The 16,776-nt window shown below is 36.2% G+C and carries 12 protein-coding genes; 4 read left to right on the top strand and 8 right to left on the bottom strand.

Going from position 1 to position 16,776, the window contains the following annotated elements; all coding sequences use genetic code 11:
• Nucleotides 1-22 precede the first annotated feature (22 nt).
• Complete coding sequence (locus ACKU4N_RS14125; protein WP_321317332.1) at nt 23-1,597, bottom strand: peptide chain release factor 3; 1,575 nt, start codon at nt 1,595-1,597, stop codon at nt 23-25.
• 245 nt (nt 1,598-1,842) lie between these two features.
• Between ACKU4N_RS14125 and ACKU4N_RS14120 the strand changes: the two genes are divergently transcribed.
• The 3 genes from ACKU4N_RS14120 (at nt 1,843) to ACKU4N_RS14110 (ending at nt 6,381) form a co-directional block, all read left to right on the top strand.
• Nucleotides 1,843-2,343: a metallophosphoesterase family protein gene (locus ACKU4N_RS14120; RefSeq protein ID WP_321317331.1), complete on the top strand. Its 501-nt coding sequence runs from the start codon at nt 1,843-1,845 to the stop codon at nt 2,341-2,343.
• Nucleotides 2,344-2,717: 374 nt separating this feature from the next.
• Entirely contained in the window at nt 2,718-4,985 is a 2,268-nt protein-coding gene (locus tag ACKU4N_RS14115) for an aconitate hydratase (RefSeq protein ID WP_321317330.1), read from the top strand.
• 67 nt (nt 4,986-5,052) lie between these two features.
• Nucleotides 5,053-6,381, top strand: a complete 1,329-nt coding sequence (locus ACKU4N_RS14110; RefSeq protein WP_321317329.1) for a citrate (Si)-synthase — start codon at nt 5,053-5,055, stop codon at nt 6,379-6,381.
• Between the two features lie 496 nt (nt 6,382-6,877).
• Here ACKU4N_RS14110 and ACKU4N_RS14105 read toward each other — a convergent pair whose 3' ends face one another.
• From ACKU4N_RS14105 to ACKU4N_RS14080, 6 genes are all read right to left on the bottom strand, one after another.
• Complete coding sequence (locus ACKU4N_RS14105; protein ID WP_321317328.1) at nt 6,878-8,674, bottom strand: hypothetical protein; 1,797 nt, start codon at nt 8,672-8,674, stop codon at nt 6,878-6,880.
• A 204-nt stretch (nt 8,675-8,878) separates the two neighbouring features.
• Entirely contained in the window at nt 8,879-9,385 is a 507-nt protein-coding gene (locus ACKU4N_RS14100; RefSeq protein WP_321317326.1) for a methylated-DNA--[protein]-cysteine S-methyltransferase, read from the bottom strand.
• A 98-nt stretch (nt 9,386-9,483) separates the two neighbouring features.
• On the bottom strand, nt 9,484-10,206 hold the full coding sequence (locus ACKU4N_RS14095) for a tRNA threonylcarbamoyladenosine dehydratase (protein ID WP_321317324.1): 723 nt from the start codon (nt 10,204-10,206) through the stop codon (nt 9,484-9,486).
• Nucleotides 10,203-10,859: a TatD family hydrolase gene (locus tag ACKU4N_RS14090; RefSeq protein ID WP_321317323.1), complete on the bottom strand. Its 657-nt coding sequence runs from the start codon at nt 10,857-10,859 to the stop codon at nt 10,203-10,205. Before ACKU4N_RS14090 ends, ACKU4N_RS14095 begins: the two co-directional genes overlap by 4 nt.
• A 469-nt stretch (nt 10,860-11,328) precedes the next feature.
• Nucleotides 11,329-12,000: an AlbA family DNA-binding domain-containing protein gene (locus tag ACKU4N_RS14085; protein ID WP_321317321.1), complete on the bottom strand. Its 672-nt coding sequence runs from the start codon at nt 11,998-12,000 to the stop codon at nt 11,329-11,331.
• A gap of 39 nt (nt 12,001-12,039) precedes the next feature.
• On the bottom strand, nt 12,040-13,860 hold the full coding sequence (locus tag ACKU4N_RS14080) for a peptidase U32 family protein (RefSeq protein WP_321317319.1): 1,821 nt from the start codon (nt 13,858-13,860) through the stop codon (nt 12,040-12,042).
• Between the two features lie 282 nt (nt 13,861-14,142).
• Between ACKU4N_RS14080 and ACKU4N_RS14075 the strand changes: the two genes are divergently transcribed.
• Nucleotides 14,143-15,225, top strand: coding sequence for an alkene reductase (locus ACKU4N_RS14075; protein WP_321317317.1), 1,083 nt, complete (start codon nt 14,143-14,145; stop codon nt 15,223-15,225).
• Nucleotides 15,226-15,267: 42 nt separating this feature from the next.
• Here ACKU4N_RS14075 and ACKU4N_RS14070 read toward each other — a convergent pair whose 3' ends face one another.
• Complete coding sequence (locus ACKU4N_RS14070; protein WP_321317315.1) at nt 15,268-16,773, bottom strand: PLP-dependent transferase; 1,506 nt, start codon at nt 16,771-16,773, stop codon at nt 15,268-15,270.
• Nucleotides 16,774-16,776 lie beyond the last annotated feature (3 nt).

The following is a 16,776-nucleotide window of genomic DNA, read 5'->3' as shown; positions in this document are numbered from 1 at the left end:
TGTTTATATCGTAGTTAGATGATTAAAATTCCGATGTGAAATGGAATTCCAATTTGGGGTAATTGCTTTGTGCCATTTGCAGCATATAGCCAGAATCAGCAAGGAAAACATCCCTTCCGTGTTTATCTTTTGCGATGTATTGATATTTGGCTTTTTTAAACTCTTTCAGCTGTTCATCATCATTGGATTTGATCCAGCAAGCCTTGTGAAGGTTGATGTGTTCCCAACGGCATGAGGCAGTATATTCGTGCAGCAGACGGTATTCAATTACTTCGAACTGAAGTGCACCAACGGTACCAATTACCTTGCGGCCATTAAATTCAGAAGTGAAAAGCTGTGCAACTCCTTCATCCATTAATTGGTCAACACCTTTTGCCAATTGTTTCGATTTCATCGGATCAGCATTCTCGATGTATTTAAACAGCTCAGGAGAGAAGCTCGGAATTCCTTTGAAGTGGATTTTTTCACCTTCCGTTAGAGTATCACCAATTTTAAAGTTTCCTGTATCGTGCAAACCAACAATATCACCTGGATAGGCTTCCTCAATAATCGATTTTTTCTCGGCCATAAATGCTGTAGGACTCGAAAATTTTATTCTTTTGCCATTCCGAACATGTAAATAGGCTGTATTTCTTCTAAATACACCCGATACAATTTTCACAAAAGCAATTCGATCACGGTGGTTTGGATCCATATTGGCATGAATCTTAAAAACAAAGCCTGAGAATTTTTCTTCTGTAGGTTCAATTACACGCTCAACAGTCTGGCAAGGACGGGGAGAAGGTGCAATCTGAATAAAAGCATCCAAAAGCTCCCGAACACCAAAATTATTTAAAGCTGAACCAAAGAAAACCGGAGCAATTTTAGCATCCAGATATTCCTGAATATCCAATTCAGGATAAACACCCGAAACAAGATCAAGTTCTTCTCTAAGTATTTCGGCATCATTTCCTATGTATTCTTCCAATTTAGGATTGGAAAGATCATCAAATTCAATGGTTTCCTGAATGGTTTGAGTTGCTGGTGTAAATAAACTCAAATTTTTCTGATAGATATTGTAAACTCCCTTAAAATCAGGCCCCATGTTAATTGGCCAACTTAAAGGGTTCACACTAATTTGCAATTCAGTTTCAATTTCATCAAGCAAATCAAATGCGTCTTTTCCGCTTCGGTCCATTTTGTTAATGAAAACAATAACCGGAGTTTTTCGCATTCTACAAACCTGCATCAATTTTCTGGTTTGTGCCTCGACCCCTTTTGCAACATCAATAACGATAATTACGCTATCGCAAGCCGTAAGTGTGCGGAAGGTATCTTCAGCAAAATCCTGGTGACCTGGTGTGTCAAGAATATTTATTTTGTGGCCCTTGTATTCAAATCCCATTACGGAAGTTGCAACAGAAATTCCTCTCTGTCGTTCAATTTCCATGAAATCGGAAGTCGCCGTTTTTTTTATTTTATTAGATTTTACTGCACCTGCAACATGAATAGCACCACCAAACAAAAGTAATTTTTCAGTTAGTGTTGTTTTTCCCGCATCCGGATGAGAAATAATCCCAAATGTTCTTCGTCTTTTTATCTCGTCTTTAAACCCCATTTATAGTATTTTCTTTAAAAATAAAAGCATGCAAAAGTAATCATTTTTTACTGATTACAGCTGTTTAATTGCCGATTAAATAGCTTGCCTTTTCAGTTCGATAAATCAATCCAATCATGGGTGACAGCCTCGATATATGCTACTTCCGGCGCTAACGATTGCTTAATTCAATTTGATTATTACTGCATTTTCTTTCATTTTCTTTTTGTAGATTTACGCTTCAAAATTGTGAATAAGAAAAATTTATGAAGCGAATAGGATTACTTTCTGATACTCATGGATGGCTTGACCCAGTTGTCGTAAAGCATCTTAAAGAATGCGATGAAATATGGCATGCCGGAGATATCGGAGGAATTGAAATTGCTGATAAATTATCTGAAATCGCAACGCTTAGAGCAGTTCATGGAAATATTGACGACCATAATGTTCGCATTGTTTACCCAAAACACCAACGCTTCGTTTGCGAGGAGGTTGATGTCTGGATCACACACATTGGAGGTTATCCCAAAAATTATGATCGGAATGTAAAACCCGAAATTTTTGAGAATGCTCCACAATTATTTATTTCAGGTCATTCACATATTCTTAAGGTGATTTTCGATAAAGAATTGAATCTTTTGCATATAAATCCAGGAGCTGCTGGAGTTCATGGTTTCCACAAAGTGCAGACTATTGTGAAATTCACAATAGAAGCAAAGGAAATTAAAGATCTTCAAGTTGTCGAGTTTGGGAGTAAAGGCGAATAACAGCACTTACTTACCGAAGTTCTGAAATACCTGAAAAGTCAATTTCATCAAGGGGGAATTTATTGGAAGGAAGGGATAATTATGTCCCTTTTTAAGCTGTCTAAAAGCTCATGAAGATTTTTAGTACATGCTTTTTAATATACCAGGTTTTTGTTATATTTAGATATTTAAATTTAATTATACTTAACAGGTTTATTTTTGCTGAAAGCCTTATAAACAGCTGTAGGTCAGAAAATCGATGTTTGAGTAAGATGTATAATAAAATATATAAAAAGATCTGGAAATCCGATAACGATTCATTTATTTTGTCGTTTTTTCAGATTCGAAATAAATACCAATGAAAAAATATATATAAATCAAAAATTCATCAAACTATGCTATTTGATTTTAAATTGATAAAATCTGTTTACGAACAAATGCCTGAAAGGGTGAAAAATGCCCGTAAGAATTTAGGCAAACCACTTACCTTGAGCGAGAAAATTTTGTACTCACATTTATCCGTAGAGGAAAAAGGTAATAAGTTTACAAGAGGAGAAGATTATGTGAATTTTGCTCCAGATAGAGTTGCTATGCAGGATGCAACGGCACAAATGGCACTTTTGCAATTTATGAATGCCGGGAAAACTAAAGTTTCTGTACCATCAACGGTTCATTGCGATCACTTAATTCAGGCATCAATTGGTGCAGAGAAAGATTTGGCCGATGCAAAACAACAAAATAACGAAGTTTATGACTTTTTAGAGTCTGTTTCTCAGAAATATGGAATTGGATTCTGGAAGCCGGGTGCAGGTATCATCCATCAGGTAGTTCTTGAAAATTATGCATTTCCAGGAGGAATGATGATTGGAACCGATTCTCATACTGTTAATGCAGGTGGACTGGGAATGATTGCAATTGGTGTTGGTGGTGCCGATGCTGTTGATGTGATGGCTGGAATGCCCTGGGAATTGAAAATGCCTAAATTAATAGGGGTGAAGTTGACTGGAAAATTAAGCGGTTGGGTTTCTCCTAAAGATGTAATATTAAAAGTTGCCGGAATTTTGACCGTTAAGGGAGGAACCGGTGCTATTGTTGAATATTTTGGAGAAGGTGCTGATTCAATGTCTTGTACCGGTAAAGGAACCATTTGTAATATGGGTGCAGAAATTGGTGCAACTACATCTATTTTTGGTTACGATCAAAATATGAGTAACTATCTTCGTCACACAGGACGTGAAGATGTTGCTGATTTGGCTGATGTGGTAATGGAACATCTTCGTTCCGATGAAGAAGTTTATGAGAATCCTGAAACATATTACGATCAGGTAATCGAAATCAACTTATCCGAAATGCAGCCATATATTAACGGTCCTTTTACTCCTGATTTAGCTCATAGTTTAAGTGAATTTGGAAAGGCTGTTAAAGAAAATAATTACCCTCAGACATTAGAGGTTGGTTTAATTGGATCGTGTACAAATTCGTCTTACGAAGATCTTTCAAGAGCAGCATCTTTGGCCAAACAGGCTAAGGATAAAAACTTGAAAGTAAAAGCGGAATTTGTGGTGACTCCAGGTTCAGAGCTTGTAAGATATACAACGGAGCGTGATGGCATTTTAAAGGAGTTTGAAGACATCGGCGGAGTAATTATGGCCAATGCCTGCGGACCTTGTATCGGACAATGGAAACGTCATACAGAGGATCCAACCCGTAAGAATTCTATTATAACTTCATTTAATAGAAATTTTGCCAAACGAAATGATGGCAATCCTAATACTCATGGCTTTGTAGCATCGCCGGAATTGGTCACAGCTTTGGCTATTGCCGGAGATCTTTGTTTTAATCCGATGACAGACACTTTGATTAATGAAGATGGTATTGAAGTGAAATTAGATGAACCAAAAGGTTTTGAATTTCCTCCCAATGGATTCGATATGAAGGATTCTGGTTATTTGGCTCCCGGTGCTGATGGAAGTGCTATTGTTATTAATGTGAATGAGAGTTCGGAGCGTCTGCAGCTGCTTGCCCCATTTCAAGCCTGGGATGGTAAAGACTGGACCGGCTTGAAATTATTGATTAAGGCAAAAGGAAAATGTACAACCGATCATATTTCTATGGCAGGACCTTGGCTAAGATACCGAGGGCATTTGGATAATATCTCTAATAACATGCTGATTGGTGCCGTTAATTATTTCAACGAGGAAACGAATTCAATATTTAATCCGGTAAACGGAAAATATGAAGAGGTGCCGATTACTGCAAGAGATTTAAAAGCCAGTGGATTGGGTTCAATTGTTGTTGGTGATGAAAATTATGGAGAAGGCTCATCAAGAGAACATGCAGCAATGGAGCCAAGACATTTAGGCGTTAAGGTAGTAATCGTCCGTTCTTTTGCCAGAATTCACGAAACGAACCTTAAGAAACAAGGCGTTTTGGCATTGACATTTGCAAACAAATCAGATTATGATAAAATTCAGGAGAAGGATAAATTTGATGTGATCGGATTAACAAATTTTACTCCAGGGAAACCTTTGAAATTAATTGTTACGCATGAAGATGGGGCAAAAGATACAATTGCCGCGAATCATACCTACAACGATGTTCAAATTGAGTGGTTTAAAGCAGGAAGTGCTTTAAATTTAATCAGAATTCAAAACGCAAAATAAACAATAAACATTTCCTAACGTGAAATCAGTCTCCCCGGTTGGTTTCCAAACCTAAAGTTTAGACCATATGAAAAAAACATTAAAACAAACTTTGTTCAAAAAAATTAAGGAACATAGACCTAGAACAAAAAGATTATTGGAAGAATACGGGGATGTAGTTGTTGATCAGGTTACGATATCCCAAATAATTGGAGGAATGAGGGGACTGAAATCTTTGGTTACTGATATTTCCTACCTGGATCCGGATGAAGGGATACGTTACAGAGGATTTACATTGGATGAAGTAATTAAAGGCTTACCGAAACCCAAAGGGGGAGACATGCCTTACGTTGAAGGTTTGTTTTATTTGCTCCTTACGGGAGATATTCCAAATCAGGAAGAGGTAATGCAGGTTGTAGATGAATTTAGCAAGCGTAGAATTGTACCTCGCTATGTTTATGAGGTAATTGATTCATTTCCTTGCTGCAGTCATCCAATGGCAATCTTTTCAACGGCTATTCTTACATTAAACAGGGAATCTGTTTTTAACAGACAGTACCATGCCGGATTAAATAAGAAGGAGTATTGGGATGCTACCTATGAAGATTCGTTAAATTTACTTGCTAAACTTCCTGAGATAGCTTCTTATATTTATAATAAATTGTACCGTCAGGGACCAAGAATTCAATCCAATCCTAATTTAGATATGGGAGCCAATTTTGCTCACATGATGGGGGTTGCAAAGCCTTACGACGATGTGTCGCGTTTGCATTTCATCATTCATAGTGATCATGAAAGTGGTAATGTGAGTGCGCATACAGGCCATTTGGTGGCCAGTTCATTATCAGATATTTATCTTTCTATATCTGCAATGATTAATGGTTTGGCTGGTCCATTGCATGGTCTTGCCAATCAGGAAGTTTTAAGATGGTTGCAAGAGGTAATGGATAAAATGGACAATCGGATTCCTTCTAAAGAAGAGATGACCCAGTTTGTGTGGGATACATTAAACTCAGGTCAGGTAATTCCGGGTTTTGGGCATGCTGTATTGCGTAAGACTGATCCAAGATATATGCTTCAGCGTGAATTTAGTTTGAAACATCTGCCTGAGGATCCTATTTTTAAATATGCGGATATGCTTTATCAAGTAGTTCCGGATATTCTTAAAGAGCATGGTAAGGCGAAGAATCCTTGGCCAAACGTTGATGCACAATCCGGTGTAATTCAGTGGCATTACGGAGTTACCGAATATGATTTTTATACCGTTCTTTTCGGTATTGGCCGTTCAATTGGAATTTGTGCCAATGTAATTTGGGACAGGGCTTTAGGATATCCTTTGGAAAGACCAAAATCAATTACAACTGATATGCTTGAGAAAATTGCCGGAATCAAGAAAATGGTGGAAGCTGAAGAATAAATACATTTTATATATAATACGACTGAGCTGATTTCTGAAAGGAAATCAGCTTTTTTTTCAGCAAAAAAAAACTGCATAAAAGTTGGTGAAGACTTTTATACAGTTTTGCGCAAAAACTAACAATATGGAAAACGTTCCAATGAATTCTAATTTAATTTTGAAAGAAAAGAGAATTACTTTAAATCCTGCTACACAATTCTAACCCTAACCTAAACCATGCAGGATTTAAAGTATCCTCGCAGCAGAAGCACATGCTGCTAATCCGTCTCATTTCACAATTTGGTCAGTAACCTTATTGTGATATCCCTTTCACCTTACAAAAATGGATGTTTTTTTAGAAAGAAAAATCATTGGTTTTACCCAATGTGTAGGATGGAAACACTCAAAAAAAATGGGTAATTTACGCCATTCTAGTTGTTCGCCTTGAGTAATGGCTTGATGGTGAGGGATTGGGAAAAGAAAAGCCAATCGATATCCGATTGGCTTTTCATGTTAATTATTTTTCAGAGGAGATTAGCAATCCCCGGATTTCAAGTTCTAATTTCTCGAGGTCTTTGCCAACCTGGCTTTTCATATTTTTAAATTTATCGGTTATATTATTTGATAAATTTTTATAGTAGTCAACTCCGTTTAAGAGGTTGTCTTTGTACTTTTCAAGAGATCTAAGTTGTTTGGCTACAGGATTATGAAGCTCATCAATTTGTTCTTTTAAATAGTCAACATACAGGCTCATTTCTTTTATGAACATATGAGGCCGGTCTGTTCTAACAATCAGATTCGTTCTGTTGTAAATGTGATCAACCATTTCCTTCAATTTAGCCTTTTTCGAAAAATAGGCCAGGTTTGGTCCCGGACAAATCGAAACCCCATCACCATCTGCTTTTGTGTCGATGTGATTGACCAAAAAAGAAGATGCCGATAAACCTTTACACAAACAGGTTTTTTCAAGAAGTAAGCTAACTTCTTTTTCATATTCTTTTTCCGGAAGATTTTTCTCTTTTAAATCAGCCAGTTTTAACTTTTGATATTGAACAGAAGCTGTACAAATTGGTTTTTCTGTAAATTCAGTATTGGCTAACATGTATTTTTTTGTACATGCGCTTCCTGGCTTGTTTTCTGCAAATTTCTTAAGAACATCTCTGTCTCGGGTGTTTGCAACAAGGTTGTTGTAACGAACGCCTAGAGGAGAAGCATGACTAAGCTTTAAATCCTTTTCCTGAGCTTCCTCAAGCAGGTGTAAGGTATTTTCATCAACATCGCAAGCTTCCGGAACTAAAAGAAATGGAGATCCCCACCCAATTGAGTCGAGATTGTAATGATCCATAAGGAACTCCTGCTCTTCAGCTGTTCCAACTCCACCTTGAGCTGTGATTCTTATGTCTAAATTTGATTTTGGACAGGTTCTTTCTTTTCCCTTTAGAGCTTGAAATAAAATCTCATTAAGAGTTACTCTTAATTCTTCTCTGTTATTCTTAAATTCTTCAAGAATTGGGCCCATTAAAAAGCCTTCGGTTGCAAAAGCATGACCACCACAATTCAGACCGGATTCAATTCGGAACTCCGAAATCCAGATTCCTTTTTTAGCAAGGAATTTACCTTGTATTAAAGCAGAGCGGTAATCACTTACTTTCAGAACAATTTTCTTCTTTATATGGCCGGTTTCATCCGGATAAAAGTCTTCAAATTGCTCTAAATAACCATATAAGCGTGGGTTCATTCCGGCAGATAAAACCATGGAGCTCTCCAGGTTACTCATGGCAAATCCACGAAGAGCTGCATGTGCATCGTTGTATTCTGCAGGTAATTGCTCACCTTCATAAAAGTTATCTTTGTCTAGCTTGGTCATGATGTTTACATCAATAGAACCAAGGGGAAGGTTTTTTACCAACCATTCTTTCGCTTCTTTTACGTAAGAATTGCCTTCAAATTTTTCTTTAAATTCTTTTTTTACTTCTGAAAAATCAGGAAGTAAATCAAGATATTCTTCAAGATTTTCTTTCTTTTCTTGTACGGATGATTTTAGATTCTCAAATTTCTCTTTTACGATCTTATCTATCAAATTAAGATAAGAGGTGATTCTTTCTGCACGAAAATCTTTAGTCTTCTCCGAAATTGGTAAAAATGGCAAACTGAGTTTATTGCAATACAATTCTCTCATTTTCTCAAGTAGAATATCATCAACAATTGATACAACCGATGAAATTCCTAAATGAGCCACTTTTACAGGAGTGTCCACCGTAAATCCGGTTCCCATAACTGGGATATGGAAACTATGTCCTAAAATTTTACTCATGTAATTGGATATTGATTTTTATGATTTTTTTTGCAAATTTCACAAGCTAAATCAATAGCATTTAGCTATAAAATTGCCTTGCGCAAGTTAGCCTATTTGTCAATGATATCAAAGCTATTTCGCGTATTTATATTTCTTATTCAGGAAAAACGAATAAAACATGAATAAGATAGAAGAGCCTGATAGATAAAGAGAAAACGGTATTTAAAACAGCAGATATTGTTCTTTTGAAGGAGTAAGATCAATGTTTTCAATTTTTAGTAGTTTAGCTTTATTGGCAAGTCCTCCGGCATAACCCGTAAGTTTCCCATTTTTTCCGATAATCCGATGACAGGGAATGATTATAGGTATCGGGTTTTTTGAATTGGCCATTCCGATTGCTCTACAGGCAGAAGGTTTATTAATAGCAATGGCAATATCCTGATAAGAACATGTTTCACCATATGGAATCTTCAGAAGTTGATTCCATATTTGTTTTTGAAAAGCAGTTCCATCAGGCGAGAGTTTTATATCAAATGTAGTTCGCTCATTGGTAAAGTAGGAAATTAATTGATCGGCAACCGTCTTTAATTTATTGGAATCTTTGATCCAATTTGGTTTTAGTTTATTTGATTGATTTTTTTCATCAAATAGAATTTGTTTAAGACCACTATCATCTGCAACAAGCAACAAATTACCCAAAGGAGACGGAAGAATATCGTAGTAGATCATGGTAGTTGGTTTAGAAATAACGATGCGTTAGTCCTTGTCAATGTAATAATATTTTAACGAACAACAGCGAATCTTGCTTTTCTGTACTGTGAAAATAATTAATCTGATAATAAACCATTTATTACTACCGAAGAGCAGAAGCATCCGAATAAAGGCGGCATATATGAAATGGTACCTACATTTGATCTTTTATTTTTGCTTTCAGCGAGTACAACTGCATCTTTAGATACCTCTTCGGGAGAAAAAACGACTTGTACGCCCTCGTGTACACCCAATTGGTGAAGTTTTTTACGAAGCATTCTTGCCAATTTGCAGTTATAAGATTTGGAGATATCAGTAATCTGAATTTTTGTTGGGTCCATTTTTCCTCCAGCACCCATTGCGCTCACAATTTTTAGATTGTTTTTTAAACTGTGGTAGATTAGAAAAATTTTTGGAGCCAAAGTATCTATTGCATCCAAAACATAGTCGTACTTTTTTTCTCGTAAAACTTCAATCATTCTTTCGTCACGAAGGTATTCGTTAAGTACGTTGAGTTTTAAATTAGGATTGATATCCAAAAGACGTTCGCCCATTACTTTCGCCTTATCTTTCCCCAGATTACTAATACTTGCGGGGAGTTGACGGTTGATATTTGTAATTTCAATATCGTCGCCATCAACAATGGTCATTTCTCCAACACCGGCGCGACATATTTGTTCTGCCGCGTAAGCTCCAACACCACCTAGTCCAACAACCAGAACATGTGCATTTTTTAGTTTGTCCAATTTATCATTCCCAAGAAGCAGTTCTGTTCTACTTAGCCATTCTGTATTCATCATTTATTAAAACAGGTCGTAAAATTTGATAGTAATTCTTTTTGTAGATCCTCTATTTTAAGATCTTTTATAGTAGCTGCCTTTTTGTATATTTCTTCAATATCTGTATCACTGTCATCCGTTTCAAGAAATATTTTTTTTACAGGAAGTGTTTTGAAAATGTGTTGTAAATTCTTATTAATCAGTAAAGCCTTTCCAAATGAAATGTAACATCCCAATTCTATTAAATCTTCGGCAATTTGCAAGTTCTTAACAAATCCATGAATAATCCATGGCAGCTTAGTATTTGTTTTTTTACGAATGCTGATTATTTCTGAATAACATTTTACGCAATGGATAATTACAGGCTTATTAAACTGATCGGCTATCTGCAATTGTTTCAAAAATATTTCTTTCTGAATGGAAAGAGGAGTTTCGATGATTCGATCAAGCCCTATTTCTCCAATGGCTAAAACTGACGGGTATGAAGCCAGATTTTCTATGTTATTCAATGTCGAAGGAATGTTTATGGACTTAATTGCCCATGGATGAATTCCTACAGAATAAGATACCGTTTGGCTGTCTAACAGTTGTTCTTCCGACTGAATTGGTAGGATAGAACGAACATTGGACTGATAACTACAGTTATGCGTATGTATATTGATATAGGATACCACGGATGAAGCTATTTTTTGGCAAAAATACAAATATTGCTGATTGATCCAAATTTCCTGCTTTATGCAGGGAGTCTTGATTGTATAACGTTTTAATAACTTGAGCTTTGAGAAAATGGAAGCATGAATTTGTTTAATTTAGAATAAAAAAATTAACGTAAGCCTTGCAAAAGCAGAGATTCTTCCTTAGCTTGCAAGTAATAAGAGAACGTTCTTTGTATATAAGATAATAGCATACCGCATTAATTAGCGATTGTTAAACTCAACATTTATAAGATACCGAGAAAGCTACAAGCTTGCTAAAGCAGGCCCCAACCTTCGGGTTGTTTCGGCACAGGGGAAACTTGATCAGGCTGGCACTCAAATCCTGTCATTTAGGAGTTTAAAATCCTATTAATTAGTGCGGTTTTTTTATGCTTTTTTTTAATATGTCAGAATGGCGTAAGTTAGCTCGTAATAAGATGTATAAGGCTTAATAATCATTGACAGGTGGTTGTTGTATAATTGAATTTTCTTCTCGTTTTATGAGATATTTAGTACCTCCTTCATAAAAGCTCAATTCAATAACATTCCAGCAAATTAGTTTCACGACTATTCGTTCTGCCTTGTAACGACTAATTTTTGCAATTCTGCAAAATAGATTGAGACTAATCTCTTGATTATTATTGAGGTATTCCATTAGAATGGTCTCTGTTTCGGTGTATTTTAAATAAGTGCCAATTGGTTTTGATTTTTGTTTCCAAACTTCAAGAAGAACTTTGTTTGCCAAAATATTTTCATCATCTCTTCTCAGGTACGCCAACCATTTCCCTTTCTCATTTTCGGCATAATGAGGCATTTTTTTTGAAGGATGTACAGTGATTTCCAAAACATTTTTTCCGTTTATTTGCCAGACTTTGCTTTCGAAAGTAATTTTGGGACGGCAGTACATCTCAGCAGCGGCTTTTATCATATGGAATTCCTCTTCTACTTTTGCCCCGGCAATTTTCCCATTGTCTTTCACACCAATAAGTAATTTTCCTCCGTCGGTATTGGCAAAAGCAGACAAGGATTTGGCAATTTTCCGGGAATCAGCAATGCAGAATTTAAAATCCTGTTGCTGATGTTCTCCTTCGCGAATTAATTTTTCTATATAGTGAACCATAGCTTAAATTCTTAAATAGGGTTCAAATCTGGGTTAATTCTATTCAAAAATAATTTTCATTTCGCAACGCTGGCACTGAAATTCAAGTTTGTAACGATTTTTATTATCAACAAGATACAATGGTTGATTTGTTTTTTGTCCGGTACTGACCTCTTTGTTGCACAGACCAAATTCATGACGCAAACAATGTTTTGTGGTCATGAGTGTTTTTCCTTTGAAATTGGATTGCAACTCGAAACCTTTTTCGATTTTTTCGACCCCACACTTGAGATAAAACTCTTCGGCTTTACAATTTACCACATTACCCATATAATTCAGGTTTTTTGTGTGGTATTTGGGATGCGAGATTAGCGCTCTCGTTTTGGGCTGTTGAAATGCATTAAGCCGATTTTCAGTTAAAGAATCAAGAACCTGTCGGCGCAGCTCATTCAGCACTTTGGCCTGAACAAAGGGAGCTTCAGTAAAGTTGGTGTCAATGGAATTGATCGAGTAGATTGAATCTCCCGATTTTGATAATTGATTTTTAAGATTAGTAATTGCCATTTCAGCATTGCGGGCCAATTCAAACTCTTCCTTAAGTTGAACCGAAGCACTAATGCCGTCTTCATCTGCAGCAAATAAGGTCAGAATATTTTCTTTAAATTCCAGAAAAAGATCCGTTGAAATTCTTCTGATAGAGTTGTCTCTTTTTAGCATTTTGGCAAATTCGTGATCGTTATTACGATACAAAACAGCACCTTTAACCAGCATGCTCATTTCATTTGGGAAAACCTGTTTCCCTTTTACTCCATTCACCAGAATTCCTTTTAACAGCTTATTGTGATTAAAAAAGCAAAGACCATCACCATTGTGAATTTCAAATTTGGTATCAATTATAAAATGATCTTTTCGGATGTCAACAATCTTACCAATTTCTTTTCCTAATGATTTTGGCGTGTGGAAATTTGCGATTTCGGGAATTCTACCTGTAAAAAAATAGTTGGTGAAACCGCGGTTAAAAGTTCTCTCTAAATCCGGTTCAAAGTTTGGTTTAACTGTCCCTGACGATGCTTTTTCAAATTCTTTTTTCTTTGCAAAAACATCATCTAATTCTTTTCTGTAATAGTTTGTAACATTCTTTAGATAGGAACTGTCTTTTAAACGTCCCTCAATTTTCAGAGAGCAAATGCCGCTTTCCACCAATTCTTTCATATGACCCGAGAGATTCAGGTCTTTTAAAGAGAGCAGGTGTTTGTCTTTCGCAATTACTTTTCCTTCTCCGTCAACCAAATCGTATTTCATCCGGCAAGCCTGACTGCATTCTCCGCGATTTGCAGAGCGTCCGCCAACAGCATGAGAGAAATAGCACTGCCCACTAAGTGAAACACATAATGCGCCGTGAATAAAATATTCAAGCTCTGCCGTAGTATTTTTGCGGATTTCTTTAATTTGATCCAAGGAAAGCTCCCGGGCAAGAATAATTCTTTTAAATCCGACTTGTTCTAAAAATTTAATCCGATCGATATCGTAATTATGAGTTTGTGTACTGGCATGAAGTTCGATAGGAGGAAGATTCATTTCCAGAACACCCATATCCTGAACAATTAAAGCATCAGCGCCAAGCTTATAAAGTTTATGAATCAGCTCTTCAGCTTCTTTTAATTCATGGTCATATAGAATCGTATTCATCGTGATGAATACTTTCGCCCAGTATTTATGAGCATATTTAATCAACTCCCCAATATCTTCGAGAGTATTTCCTGCGGCTGATCGGGCACCAAATTTAGGTGCACCAATATATATAGCATCAGCTCCGTAATTAATGGCAGCCATTCCTGTTTCCATATTTTTGGCTGGAGCTAATAGTTCTATTTGTTTCATGTGTCTTAAATTGTTTAAAGATGTCAGAAAGAATTTATCTTGATTAAACAATCATGCTCATGTATGAGTTAATAATTATTAAATCACAGACGTTTCATTCTTTTCAAATTTTTAGCGAAGATACAAACCAATCTTGAGATCAATAGAAATTCAACTTGATTGTTTTCTTGCTCAATAATAAATAGCAACTATAAATTCATTTATACTTATCTCTAATATTTCTTTTTTTAGAAATCAGAATCTTATTTATATCTTGATTAAATAAAAATAACGAAAAAGAAGATGATTAAAAATACATTATTGACTCCTTTTGCGATTGGTAAAATCGAATTGGAAAATAGAATGGTGATGGCTCCAATGACCAGAAACAGAGCTGGAGAAGGAAATGCTCCTACCAAACTAATGACAGAATATTACCAACAAAGGGCAGGAGCAGGATTAATTATTACAGAGGCCAGTCAAATTTCGCCTCAAGGAATGGGGTATCCGGCAACGCCTGGAATTTATAGTAAAGTTCAGGTGGAAGGCTGGAAACAAGTTACAAAGGCTGTTCATGACAAAGGCGGAAAGATATTTATACAACTTTGGCATGTTGGGCGAATTTCGCATCCTGATTTTCACAACGGAGAATTACCGGTAGCGCCTTCGGCTGTTCGGCCGGCGGGACAAGCATTTACGTATGAGGGACTGAAAGATTTTGTGACTCCGAGAGCTTTGGAAACAGAGGAGATTGCAAGCATTGTGGAAGATTATAAAAAAGCAGCGAAAAATGCGAAGGATGCAGGTTTTGACGGCGTTGAAATTCATGCAGCAAATGGTTATTTAATCGATCAGTTTTTGGAAGATAAAACAAACCACCGAACTGATAAATATGGTGGAACAGTAGAGAATCGAGCCCGTTTTCTGTTTGAGGTTTTAGACGCAACGCTGCAGGTTTGGGATTCTTCAGCGGTGGGTATTCGTCTTTCGCCTAGTGGTTTATTTAATGATATGGGAGATTCGGATCCAACATCAATTTTTAATTATGTGATTGAAAAATTGAACGCATATGATCTTTCTTATTTGCATTTGATTGAACCATTGATGCCTCTTGATGATCACCCTCAATTGATAAAGAATGTGGTTGATTATTACGGGAAACAGTACAAAGGTGTTCGTATGGTGAATGGAGGATTTACGAAAGAGACAGGTCATAAAGTTATTGCTTCGAAAAAAGCAGAATTGGTTTCTTTCGGAGTACCCTATTTAGCCAATCCTGATTTAGAAAAACGATTTGAACAAGGAGCTGAATTGAATGTAGCTAATAAAGAAACTTTTTACGGGGGTAACGAAGTTGGATATACCGACTATCCGGCTCTTGTATAGATTTTAAAATTAAGAACTCCGAATGAGATTCGGAGTTTTTTTTTAGATTTGATTTAAGGCTTTTTCGAAAATTCTGATTAATTCTTCGATTGGCTCTGTACCCACTGATATACGAACCAATTCCCAGTTGATTTCCTTTTCGGTAAGCAGTTTTCGTCCCTTTTCAGATTTAATCATATCGTAATGAGCCAAATAAAAATAAGGCATTACCAATGTGAATTCTGTACCGAGGCTTGGACCTTTCGGGAGTTCAAGAGCATCATAGAACTTTTCAATTGGGCCATCAAATTCAATAGAAATTAAACCGGTATAGTTGTTTTCTTCTTTTTCAATTTTCGAATAGTTGGCTTTGTTTCTTTTATGGTGAGACCAATTAACTGTCTTTACAGCAGGATGTGATTCGAAAAAACGAGCCAATTCAAATACATTTTTTTGAATGGATTTAACTCTCGATTCCATACCTGAAATTTGAAATGCAATTCGTTCCAAATCTCTTCTGTATAATTCTTGTTGGTAGGGTTTTAAATTAACCAAATTGTTCTTTGTCCAGTTCGAATTAGGATTTGGAACAACACAACCAGCCATAACATCAGCCATTCCAGATGCAAATTTTGTGAGGCTTTCTACCGCAAAATCACAATAAGGCAGATAATTCATATTCACGCATGTTCCAATTGTTCCATCCACAATTAATGGGATATTGAGCTTGCTTAAATGCGAATATAGAAAAGGCAAATTAGGAGTGTGAAGAAAAGGATTGGTTGGGATTTCGGTAAATACTGCGGCAATTCTCCCTTTGTTAGCTTCTATTATCAATAGTAATTCTTTCTCGTCGTAAACACAGATTACCTCAAAATAAGATTCACTGTACTTTCTCAAAATATCTATGGTATCGGTGTATAACCAACCATATTGAATGAAAACAGTGGCTTTTTTTAGCTTTTGAATTTGATTAATGCCCTCAAAAAGAGAATATATTGCATTCATTCCACTCGAAAATAGTTCAATATTTTGATTTTTATCTAGCAGGAACTGTTTTTGGAGTTCTTGTTTAACGTGCTGTTCCGGATTGGTAGAAAGCATTTCCTCTTGATGGGGATTGTTTATGAGTTTTAGCTTGAGTAAGAAATCCTCTAATTGTCTCGAAAAAACTTTGTGTCCGGTATGCTGAATAAAGTCGCATGCTTTTTTGAGAGCAGGATTTTGCGAATCAACAGAAATGGTGAAGATTCCGTTTAATTCATATTCTCTGAAATTAAGTTCAAAAAAACTACTTACAAGTTGACAGGAGGATTTTGATGGAAACAGGAAGAGATGTTTCTCTTCGCTAATTGAAAAATGAGCCTTAAAATATTCAATAACCTTTTTTTCGTAAGGATGACAGAAAAAGCGGGGATAGCCTGTTTCCATGCAATTCCGCCAGTTATTCTTATTTTCTTCATAGGAATATACATCCTGAATAGTTGGAAGACTAACAGAAATAGCGTGAACATTGTGTGGTGGAATCGATTTTCCGCAAGTTATGTTTCGGTATGGGGTTTTAACCATGCA

The organism is Labilibaculum sp., from assembly GCF_963664555.1.
GTDB lineage: Bacteria > Bacteroidota > Bacteroidia > Bacteroidales > Marinifilaceae > Labilibaculum.
The sequence above is the reverse complement of the archived record's forward strand: the minus strand, read 5'-3'. Positions and strand labels throughout refer to the sequence as shown.